This is a genomic window from Marinomonas transparens (assembly GCF_016463975.1).
Classification (GTDB): Bacteria; Pseudomonadota; Gammaproteobacteria; order Pseudomonadales; family Marinomonadaceae; genus Marinomonas; species Marinomonas transparens.
Map to the genome: position 1 here is coordinate 356,754 of NZ_JAEMNX010000002.1, position 15,872 is coordinate 372,625.

17 protein-coding genes are annotated in these 15,872 nt (G+C 43.7%); 9 read left to right on the plus strand and 8 right to left on the minus strand.

The features are described 5' to 3' along the window. Positions 1 to 18: 18 nt before the first annotated feature. The 5 genes from I8J31_RS04095 to I8J31_RS04115 all read right to left on the minus strand — a co-directional run bounded on the left by I8J31_RS04095 (position 19) and on the right by I8J31_RS04115 (position 2,860). On the minus strand, positions 19 to 615 hold the full coding sequence (locus I8J31_RS04095; RefSeq protein WP_199467018.1) for a hypothetical protein: 597 nt from the start codon (positions 613 to 615) through the stop codon (positions 19 to 21). A 154-nt stretch (positions 616 to 769) separates the two neighbouring features. Beyond that, positions 770 to 1,036: a DksA/TraR family C4-type zinc finger protein gene (locus I8J31_RS04100; protein ID WP_199467019.1), complete on the minus strand. Its 267-nt coding sequence runs from the start codon at positions 1,034 to 1,036 to the stop codon at positions 770 to 772. A 67-nt stretch (positions 1,037 to 1,103) separates the two neighbouring features. Continuing rightward, positions 1,104 to 1,733, minus strand: a complete 630-nt coding sequence (locus I8J31_RS04105; protein ID WP_199467020.1) for a LysE family translocator — start codon at positions 1,731 to 1,733, stop codon at positions 1,104 to 1,106. A gap of 394 nt (positions 1,734 to 2,127) precedes the next feature. Further along, positions 2,128 to 2,472 (minus strand): hypothetical protein, encoded by a 345-nt coding sequence (locus tag I8J31_RS04110; RefSeq protein WP_199467021.1) that lies wholly within the window; start codon positions 2,470 to 2,472, stop codon positions 2,128 to 2,130. Between the two features lie 49 nt (positions 2,473 to 2,521). Then, positions 2,522 to 2,860: a hypothetical protein gene (locus I8J31_RS04115; RefSeq protein ID WP_199467022.1), complete on the minus strand. Its 339-nt coding sequence runs from the start codon at positions 2,858 to 2,860 to the stop codon at positions 2,522 to 2,524. 350 nt (positions 2,861 to 3,210) lie between these two features. On the opposite strand from I8J31_RS04115, the gene I8J31_RS04120 reads away from it, so the two are divergent. Then, positions 3,211 to 3,795, plus strand: a complete 585-nt coding sequence (locus tag I8J31_RS04120) for a HupE/UreJ family protein (RefSeq protein WP_199467023.1) — start codon at positions 3,211 to 3,213, stop codon at positions 3,793 to 3,795. 113 nt (positions 3,796 to 3,908) lie between these two features. Here the strand turns inward: I8J31_RS04120 and I8J31_RS04125 are convergent, their stop codons facing one another. The 3 genes from I8J31_RS04125 to I8J31_RS04135 all read right to left on the minus strand — a co-directional run bounded on the left by I8J31_RS04125 (position 3,909) and on the right by I8J31_RS04135 (position 6,875). Next, positions 3,909 to 5,351, minus strand: coding sequence for an aspartate kinase (locus I8J31_RS04125; protein WP_199467024.1), 1,443 nt, complete (start codon positions 5,349 to 5,351; stop codon positions 3,909 to 3,911). 249 nt (positions 5,352 to 5,600) lie between these two features. Further along, positions 5,601 to 5,840 (minus strand): DUF2061 domain-containing protein, encoded by a 240-nt coding sequence (locus I8J31_RS04130; RefSeq protein ID WP_199467025.1) that lies wholly within the window; start codon positions 5,838 to 5,840, stop codon positions 5,601 to 5,603. A gap of 93 nt (positions 5,841 to 5,933) precedes the next feature. After that, a complete protein-coding gene (locus I8J31_RS04135) occupies positions 5,934 to 6,875 on the minus strand; it encodes a MerR family transcriptional regulator (protein ID WP_199467026.1) in 942 nt (313 codons plus the stop codon). 210 nt (positions 6,876 to 7,085) lie between these two features. On the opposite strand from I8J31_RS04135, the gene I8J31_RS04140 reads away from it, so the two are divergent. The 8 genes from I8J31_RS04140 (at position 7,086) to I8J31_RS04175 (ending at position 15,819) form a co-directional block, all read left to right on the plus strand. After that, positions 7,086 to 8,102, plus strand: a complete 1,017-nt coding sequence (locus tag I8J31_RS04140) for an NAD(P)/FAD-dependent oxidoreductase (RefSeq protein ID WP_199467027.1) — start codon at positions 7,086 to 7,088, stop codon at positions 8,100 to 8,102. A 76-nt stretch (positions 8,103 to 8,178) separates the two neighbouring features. Next, positions 8,179 to 9,159, plus strand: a complete 981-nt coding sequence (locus I8J31_RS04145) for a YbgA family protein (protein WP_199467028.1) — start codon at positions 8,179 to 8,181, stop codon at positions 9,157 to 9,159. A 3-nt stretch (positions 9,160 to 9,162) separates the two neighbouring features. After that, positions 9,163 to 10,569 (plus strand): cryptochrome/photolyase family protein, encoded by a 1,407-nt coding sequence (locus tag I8J31_RS04150; protein WP_199467029.1) that lies wholly within the window; start codon positions 9,163 to 9,165, stop codon positions 10,567 to 10,569. Positions 10,570 to 10,717: 148 nt separating this feature from the next. Continuing rightward, positions 10,718 to 11,197, plus strand: coding sequence for a MarR family winged helix-turn-helix transcriptional regulator (locus I8J31_RS04155; RefSeq protein WP_199467030.1), 480 nt, complete (start codon positions 10,718 to 10,720; stop codon positions 11,195 to 11,197). A gap of 277 nt (positions 11,198 to 11,474) precedes the next feature. Then, positions 11,475 to 12,479, plus strand: coding sequence for an ABC transporter substrate-binding protein (locus I8J31_RS04160; protein WP_199467031.1), 1,005 nt, complete (start codon positions 11,475 to 11,477; stop codon positions 12,477 to 12,479). A gap of 83 nt (positions 12,480 to 12,562) precedes the next feature. Continuing rightward, positions 12,563 to 13,462, plus strand: coding sequence for an ABC transporter permease (locus I8J31_RS04165; RefSeq protein WP_199467032.1), 900 nt, complete (start codon positions 12,563 to 12,565; stop codon positions 13,460 to 13,462). Next, positions 13,455 to 14,630: a quaternary amine ABC transporter ATP-binding protein gene (locus I8J31_RS04170; RefSeq protein WP_199467033.1), complete on the plus strand. Its 1,176-nt coding sequence runs from the start codon at positions 13,455 to 13,457 to the stop codon at positions 14,628 to 14,630. Before I8J31_RS04165 ends, I8J31_RS04170 begins: the two co-directional genes overlap by 8 nt. A 181-nt stretch (positions 14,631 to 14,811) precedes the next feature. Beyond that, positions 14,812 to 15,819 (plus strand): glycine betaine ABC transporter substrate-binding protein, encoded by a 1,008-nt coding sequence (locus tag I8J31_RS04175; RefSeq protein WP_325101168.1) that lies wholly within the window; start codon positions 14,812 to 14,814, stop codon positions 15,817 to 15,819. Positions 15,820 to 15,872 lie beyond the last annotated feature (53 nt).

Here is a 15,872-nt window from a genome sequence, read left to right on the forward strand (position 1 = left end):
TCCTAGAAAAAAGCTTATTCAAGCCCGGAAAGTAAACAACAGCACATCGATAAATTTTCTCTCTACCTGCACGTCTGCCGTTATAAAATCGGCTTTCTGAACCTCATACAAAAAAGGTTGTATCGCACGCAGCTTCTTAATCGCCTGAGGATCGTCTGACAAAAGTACAGCCACATAGGAAAAAGCATCGTAATAGGGAAAGGCTTGCTCGCGTAGGGCATCAAGATAAGAATCTACCGTTTCCTCACCGAACACTTGCCTAATCGCAGTAACAGCAGCATACACACCAGCCCCTTCACACAATGCCGGCGTTTCTCGCCCAGCGTCGTTACCAACAAAACCGATTGGGTAAAGGCCTCGAACCATCTCTTGAATCACATCTGCCAACAACATAACGTCGTTCGTGAAACTGCGTGCTGGCATTTGAATTTTGTAACGAAAAGGTTCACCGGAGTTTTCAAACAACACCACAGGTTTGGCAATATCACGACTCACTTTAAAACCATCAAATTGAGCTTCTGCCACGGCCTCACCAAATAAAAACTCAACGGCTGGTAACCAAGCCGCACGTAATTTTTCTAACTTATTAATCTCTACAGATTGAGTGTCAGCCACAACCTTACCCTTCTAAATTTCCAATAAAAAAACAGAGCACAAACACTAGCTTGTAGCACTCTCCAGACAGGCAAAACCTTAACATATTGCAGAAGGTCAGGCAGGAAGAATTCAAAGACAAACATGGTAGAGACAACACTAAAGAGCTTTCAATTTACCTTAATTGACTGTCTTTACTTCCTGCACGATTATATAGGGAAAATTCTTTGTGGTTCTTTTCTTGCTCAGACTGACATTGAATACACAAACGCACACCCTGAATAGCCAGACGGCGGGGTTCAGGAATTACTGCATCGCATTCTTCACAATGTGTCAGACTCTCCCCTTTAGGCAAACTGTTTTTAGCGCGTTCAACTTCAGCATCGACCGTCGCATCAATCTGCTCTTGTACCGAACCATCTTGCGCCCAGCCACTGGCCATCCAATAAACCTCGTTTAAACACTGTCTAGAAACCTCTTACTTGTTGATATTAATGCACTCAGAAAAATTAGCGATTACTCAACAAGATCCCGCTGCCCATGCTAATAAACAACCCGCCAGTAACTTTTGCTATTTTAGCTTCCATGTTTTTCAGGGAAAAACGCTGACTTAGACAGGTAATACCAAAGGCATAGCCAATATGCACACTGATCACTATAAAGCAGATGGTGATAAACATGACCGAGAACTGTACATAAGCAGAGTTATCTAGAGTCAAAAACTGAGGCAGAAAGGCAGACAAAAATATCAGTGTTTTTGGGTTACTGGCAGAAACGAAAAAGGCTTCAACAAACAATGCTCGCCCTGATTTTTCTTTCAAGAATTTTCTATCCATGGCTTCAAAGGTCGATGTCTTACTCGACCTCAGCGCTTTAATACCAAGATAAATTAAGTAAGTACCGCCTAGAACCTTCATCACCAAAAACCAATTAGGCAAAGTTTGTAAAAGTGTCCCAACACCAAGCGCAACAAGACATACGATAAAGAACTGGCAAAAGAGATTACCAACAATCGTTATAAAAGCAGACTTCCAGCCGTATTGAATACTGTTTTTAAGTACCAACAAGACATTGGGGCCGGGCGAAAGCGTAGTGACTAAATAGGCCAAGAAGAACACCGTCCAGATATGAAATGCCATAATTTATCCCTAACTAATTGAAATAATGATTTTTTAACTCTCTAGATGTTTATAAGCGAAGTAGTCGCACCATTCCCCTATCGTAAGCTTCACGCTCCTGCCATTCATCTTGTTTATCTTTTAGCTCAAACGGAAACTTATTGCTAATCTCTCCTAAAAAACAGTAAGCAAACGCTACAGACTCAACAGAGCGAAATAACGTTTAGGAATACAAAAAGTTTGAAGTAAAACGCATTATCCCCCATATAAACAGCGAAAGCCGATGAAAACTTAAAATAATAAGGTATGGGGAAGCAGTGAAGTGGAAAATGAAGTATTGATAAAACAGGTCTTTTAAAGGGAAGAAGTCAGGGCAAAATATAAAACCTTACCCCGACCAAAATAACGTTAAAGCTTATGAATCGCTGCTTTCAGGAAATTCAATCTGAAACCAACTATCATCAAGGATGGCGCCCCAATTACCCTCAACGCAACCAGACGACTTATAACCGACTGGCAAACCATGAATACGTGCCACTTTCGCTAATGTAAACCATCGATCTAACTGAGAATGAGATGCTGGTACCACTAATCGTGTGATCTGGCTACACCCAGTTTGTACAACATCATCTTTCAAATCTATGTGTAATTGCCCCACGCTATCTATTCCAACGCGCTCAACCTTAGAGATGCCAACATCCGCAGAAGCGATACCAGAACTAAGAAGCGCAACCAGTGCCAACGTCAATTTAATTTTCATATTCTTTTCCTATGCTTGATTTAAATAAATGACAATAATTTCTATTCACTTAATCGTTGCTTTCAGGATAGGTAATCTGAAACCAGCCAGTATCAAGCCACGCACTCCAACCATCAGTGGTACATGCGTTAGAACTGTATTCTATTGGTAAATCATAAATACGTGCATCAAGGGCCAATGAAAACCATCTATCCAACTGGGCGTGGTCTACTGGTACCAGTAGTCTTTTAGCATTAGCAAAGCAACCGTCTTGAACAACATTGTCTTGCAAATCTATATACAATTGACCCACACTATTTATTCCAACGCGATCAATCTTAGAGCTGCCAGCACCCGCAGAAGCTATACTTGAACTAAGAAGCACAACCATGGCTAATATAAATTTCATTTTTATTTCCTTATGTATTATTAAGCTAAGTGGATCCATTTATTAGCGTCAGCTTCTTATATTTTCATCAAATACCTGATGCCAACCATTTCATTCTGGATTCGACGCCCATGTTAACAATAAGAAACATAAATACGATTCCCTCTTAGGGAAGGGACGTGATGTTTAACGACCAACTTTGGTCACTCAGCTGCATTGAAAGCCTCATTTATTAGTAAGATGAAAAAAGCACAGGATCGAGACAACATCCGTCAATTTATCCTCACCGAAGGTATGCTAGAATCCAAAACTATTCCAGCCGCAAGAGCGGTGGTTTAACTTAACTCATTTTTTATTTAGGAGATTACATCATGCGTCTTAATGCGCTTAAAATGGGATTAGTGGCACTGATTTCTGCCGCACCGGCTCTTGTATTTGCTCACGCTGGACATGAACACACCACCAGCTTTATGACTGGCTTTATGCACCCACTGGGCGGCTTTGATCATTTGTTGGCTATGTTAGCCATTGGCCTTTGGTCTGCTAGCCTTGGCGGTCGCGCTTTATGGGCTGTGCCTATGGCGTTTGTTGGCACTATGATGGTTGGTGGCGGATTAGCAGTTGCAGGCGTACAAGTACCTTTTATTGAACAAGGTATTTTGTTGTCTGTGATCGTGATGGGCGCGTTACTTGTTGGTGCTGCACGCTTTCCTGTTGCGGTTTGCGCAGGGATTGCAGGTTTGTTCGCTTTGTTCCACGGCGCCGCTCACGGTATGGAAATGCCATTGAATGCGAATGGCGCTGAATATGCTCTTGGTTTCGCAGCAGCAACCACTTTATTGCATGTAGCGGGCATTGTACTTGGTTCCATCATTGAACGCTTCCAAGCACCAATAATTACTCGCATCACGGGCAGCATTATAGCGGTTGCGGGCTTATTTCTAGCGATTGCATAAGCAAGCGATTAGATAGCTAAAAAAACACCAATAAAAAAACCAAACACCGGAAGACGGAGTTTGGTTTTTTTGTGACTAAATTTTAATCGTCGAGGTGTATTCTAACGCTCCCGTTAAGACGCCAAGCAGATTGCTCGACCGTGGTTATGCACCTCTACCAGTTCTTTATGCAAGCTACAGATTGTTTTTTCATAGTCTTCTTCATCGACCACAAATTGCATGTCTACCTGACGCATGGATTGGTGCATAGCCAATACGTTCACTTCTTGCTCTGCAATGGCTTTTACCGCTTGCGCCAGCATGCCAGTGGTTTTCATGTCGCTGCCAATGGCCGATACAATGGCGACCTTACGCTGAGTAATTTCAGCCCCTTCAAAACGCTCTTTTAGGAATCGCATGATGCGTTTTAGGGTTTTTAGGTTGATCGCCAAGTAGTGAGTAATGGTATTGGCATTAATGTCTTTGGCAATAATGTGCGCATTAAACTGGTTTAACACTTCTAAAATAGACACATCAAATTGGTCTATTTCTCCCGCCATTTCTTGATCAAACAGTTCTACCGCATACACACCACGGCAACCTGCAATGATCTCTACACAGGGGGCATCGCTCACGTAGTCACCCGTAATCAGTGTACCTGTGTGCTCTGGCTCGAAGGTATTTTTAACACGCAAAGCAATACCGCTTTGGCGCAAGCCTTTCGCCGCTTTCGGGTGAATCGCTTCCATTCCAAGATTGGCAAGCTGGTCGGCCACATCGTAGTTGGTACGACCAATCGGTACAGCGTTACTTTCACCCACCAAACGAGGGTCTGCACTGCTAAGGTGAAACTCTTTATGGATCACCGCTTCACGGGCATGGGTCAATACGGCAATGCGGCTAAAGGTCATTTCACTGTAACCACGGTCAAAGGTCGACATCAAGCCCGTTTCGCTGTGCGCATAGCCCGTTGCTATCGGCAATTCTTTGGTCATATCAACCGCTTTAAAAGCATCTACAATGCGTTCATCCAACGACATATGACTTGGGCTGTTCCAACCCGTTAGATCGACGAATACCGCATTAACACCATCTCGTTTTAACAGATGAGCCATATTCCAAGCGCTGTGCGCTTCACCAATACTGGCTAACATTTCACGTACGGTTGCTAGGTGCTCGCTAATCGAAAAGTGGCCATGCTGACAAAGGCGATGTAAATCTTCTAAGCATTCTTTTGCTTCTTGCAAACGGCTATTAAGAAATTCATTCGCTTCTTGAAGTAGCTCACCTGCACCAAATAATGTCTCGTTAATAGACAGCATGTTATTACGAACACTCTGCAAAGCAGCAGACCAATTATCCTGTTGGCGCTCTTGGGCAAACAAGGCATACACGCCGGCATCACCGGTTTTTTTGTGCTCTAACAACTGATCGGTTAATCCACCGTAGGCGGATACAACAAAGATTCGCTGGTAAAGGTCTTCACCTTGCGCAGGTTTAAAAATAATATTATCTCGCACCGAACGGTAGTCGCTCATGGACGTGCCGCCGATTTTTTCTACTGTGTGTTGTCCCATTACTTAACCTAATAGATTCAAAAGCTGAATAGCGTACTTCAGCCGTAGTAAAACGCTGCGGCAATAGTGTCATAAGGCCGCCTAAAAATTAAGCACCAAATGCATGTTTGACATAATTATGAAATGTTGCGCTTTGAAGTAGCGCATAGACCGAAGAATCGTCTGGTTTTCTGATGGCTTCCCTTGACAGGAAGATGACCGTAAACGGCAAAAGCCCCATAATTTTATGGGGCTTTTGTGCCAAGCAGATCACATGGATTTTAACGCGTAGCTTTCCCCTGTGGATTGAAAGATCTTGGCCATCATTGATGGTGAATTCGATTGAGACATTCTATTCCAAATCTTTTCATGAAAATAAAAAGCAACCGTATTAATAGCTGGCTCCACTATGGCCACTAAACCACCGACAATAAAGCTGCCGGTAATGAGATAAGCCACGGTGAAGGCAATAGAAAAGTGCATGATGGCGAAGGTAATAGTTTTAGTCATTTGATTCTCTCCTCTTTATTTAATAAAGATATTAGAGAAAGATGAGCCATCGTTAAAATTTATTATCGATATAAATGTAATAGCTTTAGACTTTTATTGCGAATGAATCACACCGCTTTCCATGACTTCAATAAAGCCAACGACCGCTTCTAATGCATCGGAATAAACCGTTACCTTGCCTAAGCTTGTCATGTCGGCGTCATTCGCTGCCAACCAAAAACTGGCGCCAATAGCGGCAACAGGCTTATGCCATTGCTGCATTTGCTGCAATAACTCAGTGGCTTTTCCAGCCTGCTCATTGCCACAAAATGCCACCACGCCTTGCGCTTGCACGCCATTCAACACAGCGGTCCAATCTTGAGCCTGCATCACATTTGGTACTACTCGACAGACAAAACCTTTATCCGACAAAAGTGCCGCTGCCATATAGCACCAAAGCGTTCGTTGTGAGGACAGCCCTGTCACCAACACCTTGGCAGCCTTTTTACGCTGGGATTTAACACTGGCTAAGCGATTCGATAGAACGTGGATTAATTGCATTTCACAACAAGCCAAAGCGGCACTTTCATCTAGTTTTTCGAAACTCGGCAATAGCCAATTTCGTATTGCAATAGCGGCGGGGTACTGAGAAAACACCTGCTGGTAGAGTTGTTCGATTTTCTCTTCTCGATAATTTTTTGCCGCTTCAATTAAGGTGTTTTGTAATGCGAGCCATTCATTTGTAGACGACGCCTCTTCGACAGAAACACCTTGATCCAACAAAGCTCGCACTTTACTGACCGCCACGCCTTGCTGAATCCAACGCAATATCGCTTCAACCCGCTGCACATCGGCTTCACCGTAGAGACGATGACCTTTTGCTGTACGCTTAGGTTTTAATAATCCATAGCGACGCTCCCATGCCCTTAAGGTGACAGAGTTTACTCCTGTCTTTAAAGACAAGTCTCGTATAGGAAAGTAGTTCTGATCTTCGGAAAGTCGCTCCAGATCAGACGGCGATTTAGCAGGGAAAACGTTATTATCTGATTCACTCATAGGGTTACCAACAACTCGCTATTTTAACCTTCACATCGTGCAATTCTTATCATCGTCATAATAAGCGAAAGCCGCAATAAACTTATACATGAATTTATTTTGTAAAAGTTTATTGCTTTTTCTATACAAGATTCTATATTGTATAAGAATAAAGTGATACAAAATTATTTTTGTACAAGAAAAATATTAATAGACCAAAGGTGCGTCTGCATGGGCAATCAAACCGTAAATAATCAAAACAGCACCAAATACGACGTTGCTATTATTGGCGCTGGTTTGGCAGGTAGCCTGTGCGCTCATTTAATCGCCCAATCAGGCTTAACGGTTTGTGTCATAGACAAAAGTCGTGGCACTGGTGGCCGTGCTAGCAGTAAAAAATTGGACGACGGCACTAGCTGTGACCTTGGCACTCCTTTCATTCATGCCAGTCACGCTAGTTCATTGGCATTAATGGAAGGCTTAGTTGATGACAAGGTTGCAGCCCCATGGCAACAACTCAATACAAAAGACACGCAAGCCTTTGTCGGCATCCCAAAAATGAGTGCGATTACCCGCCATTGGTTAGGGAATGCGCCTTTCATTAGTAATACCAGAGTGCATCACCTAGAGCAGATTACCCAAGCATCAGGTAGCCATAAGCAATGGTTGCTTCGAGACGATAAATATCAAGCCGTTGTGGTCGCAGAAAAAGTCATTATTACTGCCCCTGCGCCACAGGCTGCCATGATATTAGCCACCCATACTGATCTTGCCATCTTGCTGCTTAGAGCAAACCAAGCTTGCCAGAGTAGTCAAGCTCAGTGGGCTATGTGGTTAGAAACCCCAATAAGTGATCTTAATGCACTAATCGCCCCACACAATTCACCAATATGTCGTATGCTGAAAGATAACCATAAGCCCATGCGCGATAGTGCTAAATTGGATCGCTGGGTGATTCAAACCAGCCCAGAATGGACTAAGCAATATCTCGATGCGGATAAAGCTTTGGTAGCGAGCACGCTGATACAAGCCTTTTCTACGCTCACAGAGCAAAGAGTCATCCAGCATGGGGAAGCTCACCGCTGGCTACTTAGTCGCTTTAACGAAAATAAAGGCAATAACGCCTTCGCTTGGGATATCGAAAATAATATTGGCTTGGCAGGTGATTGGTTATGCCAAGGAGACGCAGAAGGGGCGCTACTCAGTGCCTTAGCCTTGTGTCATTTCCTAGAACGAAGCCATTTTTAGCCTATTGATTTTAAAAACTGAATATGAAAACAGGACAATGAGGCGATAAGAGCCTCGTCATTTAGAGGATAGGATTATGCCATTTTCACGTTTTTCAGCCGATCAGCTCGACCATAAAATTCCTGTCGGCATCAGTGCCTGCTTACTCGGTGATAATGTCCGCTACAATGGCGGCCATAGTCGTTCAGACTATTGCGATAAGGATCTAAGCGATTATTTCGACTATCAAAAGTTTTGTCCTGAAGTCGCTGCTGGCTTTGGCACACCACGTCCTACCTTACGTTTAGAGGGTGACCCGAACCAACCTCGTATGGTGTTCACTAAGCAAACCGACAAGGACGTTTCTGCCACCTTCATGGCGACATCAAATGCCTATTTAGAAAACCTAGCGCACCTTGACGGTTATATCGTGATGAAAAACTCACCAAGCTGCGGCTTGGAACGCATTAAGGTGTATCAAGAAAACGGCCATCCACATATGCAACGCAGTGCGGGCCTGTTCACCAAAGCCTTACTGCAACGTTATCCACTGTTACCCATTGAAGAAGACGGTCGTTTAAATGATCCGGCATTAAGAGAGAACTTCTTGCTGCGCGTATTTGCCCACCATGACTTCCGCCATACCGTCGGTGACACACCAAGCATGAAAGACCTCATTGCTTTCCACAGCCGCTATAAATATTTGGTCATGGCCCATTCTCAACCGACTTACCGGTTACTAGGGCGTATGTTATCAGGCAGTGACCCAAGACCCGTTTTGGCGTTAAAAGACGCCTATTTTGAAACTCTCATGATGACCTTATCCACACCAGCGAAGCGTAAAAACCATTGCAATGTACTCATGCATTTAGTCGGTTACCTCAAGCGTTCGGTCGATGCCTCCGTCAGAAATGACATTCTTGACGTGGTTGAACAATACCGTCGTGGTGAAGTCAATCTGGCCACGCCAATGACGTTGCTACATCACTATTTAAAACACTACGGTAGTAAATACATCAAGGAACAAAGCTATTTCGCCCCTTATCCAACACCATTGGGCATCAGGAATAGAGTGTAAAAAATGGCGACAAAACATCTCGTTTGGCTCAGAAACGATCTCAGGCTAGAGGACAACCCGGCCCTTTACCTTGCTTCCCAACAAGGTGATATTCGGGTTGTTATTACGGCTACCCCCGAACAGTGGATCGCACACAATGAATCTCCGGCAAAGACCGGCTTAAGAGCAGCATTTATCACGACTCTAGGCCATGCTCTTGCAGCACAAGGTATCCCCCTAGACATTCTAGAAGTCGATACCTTTCAATCGGTTGCTCCTGCTTTAGAAAAGTTTTGTCTTGCTGAAGGCGTCCGCCACATTTGGTTTAATCAAGATATTCCACCGCACGAATTACAACGGGACAACTCGGTTAAACAAACACTGCAAAGTCATGATATTCAGGTCAACAAACTGGCGTCGGATCTTTTCGTTCCACAAGATGTCCTGAGCCAACAGGGGACGCCGTTTAAAGTCTTCACACCTTTTTTCAAACGTTGGAGTATGCTGCTGTCGTCACAAGAACACAGCCCCTACCCAGCACCGTCAAAACAAGCAGAAGCGCTAAACTTTTCGTGGTCACCCCCAAGCTGGGTGCGCTCAGCTGCACCCAGTTTTAGGGAAGACCTTTGGCCAGCAGACTATGACATTATTAGACAAAGGCTGTGGCATTTTTGCCATACCAAGGAAGAACATTACGATAACGACAGAAACTATCCGATCAAACCTGCCACCAGCACCCTATCACCCTATTTGGCACTCGGTGCACTGGGACCAAGACAATGTCTAGAGGCGATACATTATGTGTGTGAGCAAAATGACCGATTGTGGCAAGAGAGTATCTGGTTGAAAGAGCTAGCTTGGCGTGATTTCTATCGACAGCTCATGGGACACTTTTCTTTTCTGGCGAAGCACAGGCCCTTCAAAGCGGAAACAGACAAAATACAGTGGCGAGATAATCAGGCTGAGTTTGAGGCTTGGTGCGAGGGCCGTACTGGTTTCCCTATTGTCGATGCCGCCATGCGACAACTGAATCAAACTGGTTGGATGCACAATCGTTTACGCATGATCAGTGCCAGCTTTTTTACTAAATTGCTGTTTGCCGATTGGCGTAAAGGAGAAGCCTATTTTATGAGCAAACTCATCGATGGCGAATTTGCCGCCAATAATGGTGGCTGGCAATGGAGTGCTTCTACAGGCTGTGATGCTGCACCTTATTTTCGAGTGTTCAACCCCACAAGGCAATCAGAAACCTACGATAAAGACGGTGACTTTATTCGTCGCTTTGTACCTGAGTTAGAACCTCTAGAAGCTAAAGCGATACACAACCCAAGCTCAGAGCAAAGAGCGAGGTGCGCCTACCCGGAACCCATTATTGATTACAAACCGGCCAGAGCACAGGCCATTGACGCTTTTTCAGCATTAAATAAATAGCACAACAGTAAGATACAGAGGGTATCTTTGCATGACGTCGTGAGCAAAGCCAAGACGAGAAAAATAGCGAAAAGAAGCTTGCACTCAGATGCCCTTGATAGGGATAATCCAGCCTCTATCATTCGTCATATTTTAGGCAGCTCGAGTTATGTCTGACTCCCAACACTTACATGATGTTCTTGTTCATTTACGCCGTATTATCCGCGCCACCGACCTACAATCTAAACGTGTTGTTAAGGCTTGCGGTTTAACCATTCCACAAATCATGGTACTTAGATCTATTGAAGAGCTAGGTGATGTAACAGTACGCCGTATTTCCAATAGCGTTTCTTTAAGCCAAGCCACGGTAACAACGATTCTTAATCGGCTTGAGGATCGTAAACTAGTGGAACGCGTAAGAGCGCAAAAAGACAAGCGCATTGTCAACGCAAGGTTAACACCAGAAGGCCGAGCACTTTTACACACCGCACCGCCTTTACTGCATGAAAAATTTATCGGTGAATTTGAATCTCTGGAAGGCTGGGAACAAACTCAGGTGCTGTCATCACTACAGCGCATCGCCATGATGATGGACGCGGAACATATTGATGCCGCACCTATGCTCGATATCAACTCTCCTAATATCTAACTCCCCTTTGTTAACCCTCTAAGACTCGGCAAACAGCCCATGTTTGCCGAGTTTTTTTATGCTTTCAGCGTTAAGCACCTCCCTGTTTAATCGATATAACCTGTAAATAAACCATTCATTACAAAATTTAGAAAGAGTCTTCATACCATTGTTTTTAAATGACTTTTCACAATTTCAGCCATAAAAATCAACAACATAGATTTGATATAATTAGTTAGACGTGTAAACTTAAAAAAGATTAGTACTCTAATAATTCATACTCAATAGGAACATTATAATGTATAAAAAAAGTATCATTGCGGGTCTTATGACTCTAGCCGCAACTTCTTCTTTCGCCTCAACAGACAGCTGTGGCAAGGTGGAAATCGCCGATATGAACTGGAATTCGGCCTCTTTGATGGCCAATGTCGATAAATTCATTTTGAATCACGGTTTTGGCTGTGACGCTGAGTTGATTCCTGGTGATACCATGCCAACCAGTACTTCCATGATAGAAAAAGGCCAACCAGATCTTGCGCCAGAAATGTGGACAAACGCCGTTCAAGCACTTATTGATCGCGGTGTAGACGAAAAACGTTTGAAAGTCGCCGGGAAATCTTTATCCGACGGTGGCGAAGAAGGCTTTTGGGTACCTAAATATATGGTAGATAAAGACCCTTCATTAGCAACAATCGAAGGCATTAAAAAGCATGCCAAAGAGTTCCCTAACCCAGAGGATCCTTCTGTTTCCGCTTTTTATGGTTGCCCTGCTGGTTGGGGTTGCCAAATTTCTGGCGGTAATCTTTTTAAAGCATTAGAGCTTAAAGATGCAGGTTTTGAGCTAATCGATCCAGGTTCATCCGCTGGCTTATCTGGCTCTTTAAGTCGTGCTTATGAACGCGAAGAAGCGTGGTTTGGTTACTACTGGGCACCAACCGCCATACTTGGTAAATACGACATGGTAAAAGTGGACTTTGGTTCTGGTGTAGACGAGAAGCATTACCTAAGTTGTATTACTAAAGCCGACTGTTTAGACCCAAAAGCGACCATGTTTCCACCTTCTCCAGTCTATAGCGTAACGACGACGGACTTTGCAAAAAGAGCGCCTGCTGCTTATGCCTATACAGCTAAACGCTCTTTTACTAATGCGCAAATGAATTCCTTGCTTGCTTGGATGGAAGATAACCAAGCTGACGGACAATATGCAGCTGAAAATTTCATGCTTAACCATGCTGACATTTGGTCAAAATGGGTTAATAAAGACGTAAAAGAAAAACTTGAAAAAGCACTCAATAATCTTTAATTGATTCAATCAATGAAAAACCGTGCTGAACTCTACAGCACGGTTCTTGCTTTTTCATTTTATTCTTTGAGAACTCACTTATTATGATAGACAGCTCTTGGTTAACCGAATTCCCAGATATGAGTCGGCGTGACCTTCTCGCTATAAGACAAACATTAGACGGCGCTTATCGAACCTTCTCCCGTACTTACGGGGATTCCATTGAAAACTTCTTCGACCCTCTTTTACACTTCCTTGTCTGGTTTGAAAACCTTCTTATCCAAACCCCTTGGTGGATTGTTTTAATCGCCATTATCGGTTTGGTTTATGCCGCCACACGGTCTTGGAAATTATGCGCTGGGGTACTCGCCTCATTCCTTGTCATCGGCTATTTTGGTATGTGGGAAGATACCATGCGAACCCTTAGCATCATCACTGTATGCACCATTCTTTCTATCTGTATCGGTATTCCTATTGGTATCCTGATGGCAGGTTCAGATAGAGCTCGATCCATCATCACACCACTGCTTGATATTATGCAAACCATGCCAGCTTTCGTTTACCTTATCCCTGTGGTTATGCTGCTGGGTATCGGCAGAATCCCTGGCGTCATCGCCGTTGTAATTTATGCTATTCCTCCGGTTATTCGCTTAACCAACTTAGGCATCCGACTAGTAAATCAAGAAACTCTAGAAGCGGCTAAGGCGTACGGAGCAACACCGACACAACGACTTTTTGGAGTACAGATTCCACTGGCTATGCCAACCATTATGGCGGGTATCAACCAAACCATTATGATGGCACTGGCCATGGTCGTCGTCGCTTCCATGATAGGCGTAAAAGGCTTAGGCCAACCCGTTTTAAAATCCATTACGAACCAATACTTTACCCTTGGGTTATTAAATGGCCTCGCTATTGTTGCGCTTGCCATCATCTTTGACCGCGTCTCTCAAAGCTATGCAAAACGCGCCCAGAAACACCTTGGAGGGACTGATAATGGATAATGATCGCGAAACGCTAATCGAAATTGAAGGCCTATATCAAATATTTGGCCCATCAGCGAAAGATGTTCTACCTAAAGTCAAAGCAGGCGCTTCCAAAGAAGACATTTTAGCCGAAACAGGTCACACCATTGGGTTACAAGATATTAACCTAAACGTAAAACGCGGTGAAATCTTCGTGATTATGGGCTTGTCCGGCTCAGGAAAATCCACGTTAATTCGTCACTTTAACCGCCTTATCGATCCGACAGCAGGTAAAATAAAAGTCGATGGCGAGAACATTATGGAACTGTCGGCAAAAGAGCTAATTACCTTCCGTCGCCATAAAATGGCAATGGTATTTCAACATTTTGGCCTTATGCCCCATCGCTGCGTACTTGATAACGTCGGTTACGGCCTACTTATCAAGGGTGAAAAAAGAGCGGAATGGGCTCCCAAAGCCGTCTCATGGTTAGATACGGTTGGACTAGCGGGTTATGAAGACCAGTATCCCTCACAGCTATCAGGTGGCCAGCAGCAACGTGTTGGACTTGCACGAGCATTGTGTACCGATGCGGAAATCCTATTAATGGACGAAGCCTTTTCAGCACTTGACCCTCTGATAAGAAGCGAGATGCAAGAGCAACTCATGGAGTTGCAAGAGAACCTACACAAAACCATTATCTTTATCACCCATGATTTAGACGAAGCCCTAAGACTCGGTGACCGTATTGCTGTGCTAAAAGACGGTAAGCTGGTACAAGTTGGCACACCTGTCGACATCGTATTGAACCCTGCTGATGATTATGTGAGAGCTTTCGCTAAAGACGTAAACCGCTCAAGAGCACTTAGTGTCCATACTATTCTGACTCCTAATACAGATAAAGTAGAAGGTGATACAGCAGGAGAAGTCAGAAACGACTTCCCGCAAGGTGAAGACTACACCTTTGTCTTCAATAAAGAGGGTTACCAAGGCGTGCTTACCAAGCAACAACTGGATCAGCTAGAAGACGAAGCACCACTAAAAGATGTCTTGCACCATGTAGAGTCCATTAGCCAAACCAGCCTATTACAAGCAGTAATACCTGTATGCTGCTTAAATACTCACTTTGACTTACCAGTCATTAATAAAAAAGGTGAATTAAAAGGTAGGCTAGAACCACAAAAGCTGGCAAGTGTACTGACACCCTAAATAAAGCGTGAAATTGATGCATAGGCAACAAACACAAAATGGCTGCTATTTTCATAGCAGCCATTTTTATTTTATAAGACATAGACACCTCTTCATAAATACTAATGAATATTATAAAGTTCACTAACTAGGTAAATTCAAAAAGGTTTTTCCATAAATATCAACATCAAAAAAGGACTTTATGATGTATAAAAAAAGTATTATTACGGGTCTTATGGCTCTTACCGCTACCTATTCTTTCGCAACAACAAGCAGCTGTGGCAAGGTTGAAATCGCAGATATGAGTTGGAACTCAGCCTCGATCATGGCCTACACAGATAAATTTATTTTACGTTATGGTTTCGATTGCGATGCAGAATTAATTCCTGGTGACTCCATACCGATCAGTAATGCCATGACCGAAAAAGGCCGACCAGATATTGCGCCAGAGATGTGGTCAAACGCAGTGCAAACACTCATTGACCGCGGTGTCGCCGAAAATAGTTTACGTATCGCAGGTAAATCATACTCAGATGGTGGCCCTGAAGGCTTTTGGGTTCCTAAATACATGGTTGATAAAAACCCGTCATTAGCCACCATCGAAGGCATAAAGAAGCACGCAAAAGACTTCCCCAACCCAGAAAACGCCTCCGTTTCTGCTTTTTATGGCTGCCCTGCAGGCTGGGGATGCCAAATATCCAGTACCAATCTATTTCAGGCGCTAAAGCTTCAAGAGTCAGGCTTTGAATTAATCAACCCAGGGTCATCAGCCGCGTTATCTGGTTCCTTAAGTCGTGCTTATGAGCGTAAACAACCTTGGTTTGGCTACTACTGGGGCCCCTCTGCTGTGCTAGGAAAATACGACATGGTAAGAGTAGATTTTGGTTCTGGTGTGGATAAAGAACACTTCATCAATTGCATCAGCAAAGAAGACTGTCTAGAACCCAAAGTAACCATGTACCCATCAGCAGTCAGTTACAGTGTTACAACCTCGGCATTTGCCAAAAGAGCCCCGGATGCTTACACCTACCTTACAAAACGTACTTTCACCAATGCTCAAATGAATGCCCTACTTGCCTGGATGGAAGAAAACCAAGCGGATGGACAATATGCAGCGGAGAACTTTCTACTTAACCATCAAGAAATTTGGTCACAATGGGTGAGCAAAGACATAAAAACAAAACTTGAGAAAGCCCTCGATAAACTTTAATAAATTTAAAAACAAAAAATGGCCGCAATTTTCACAGCGGCCATTTTTTATGA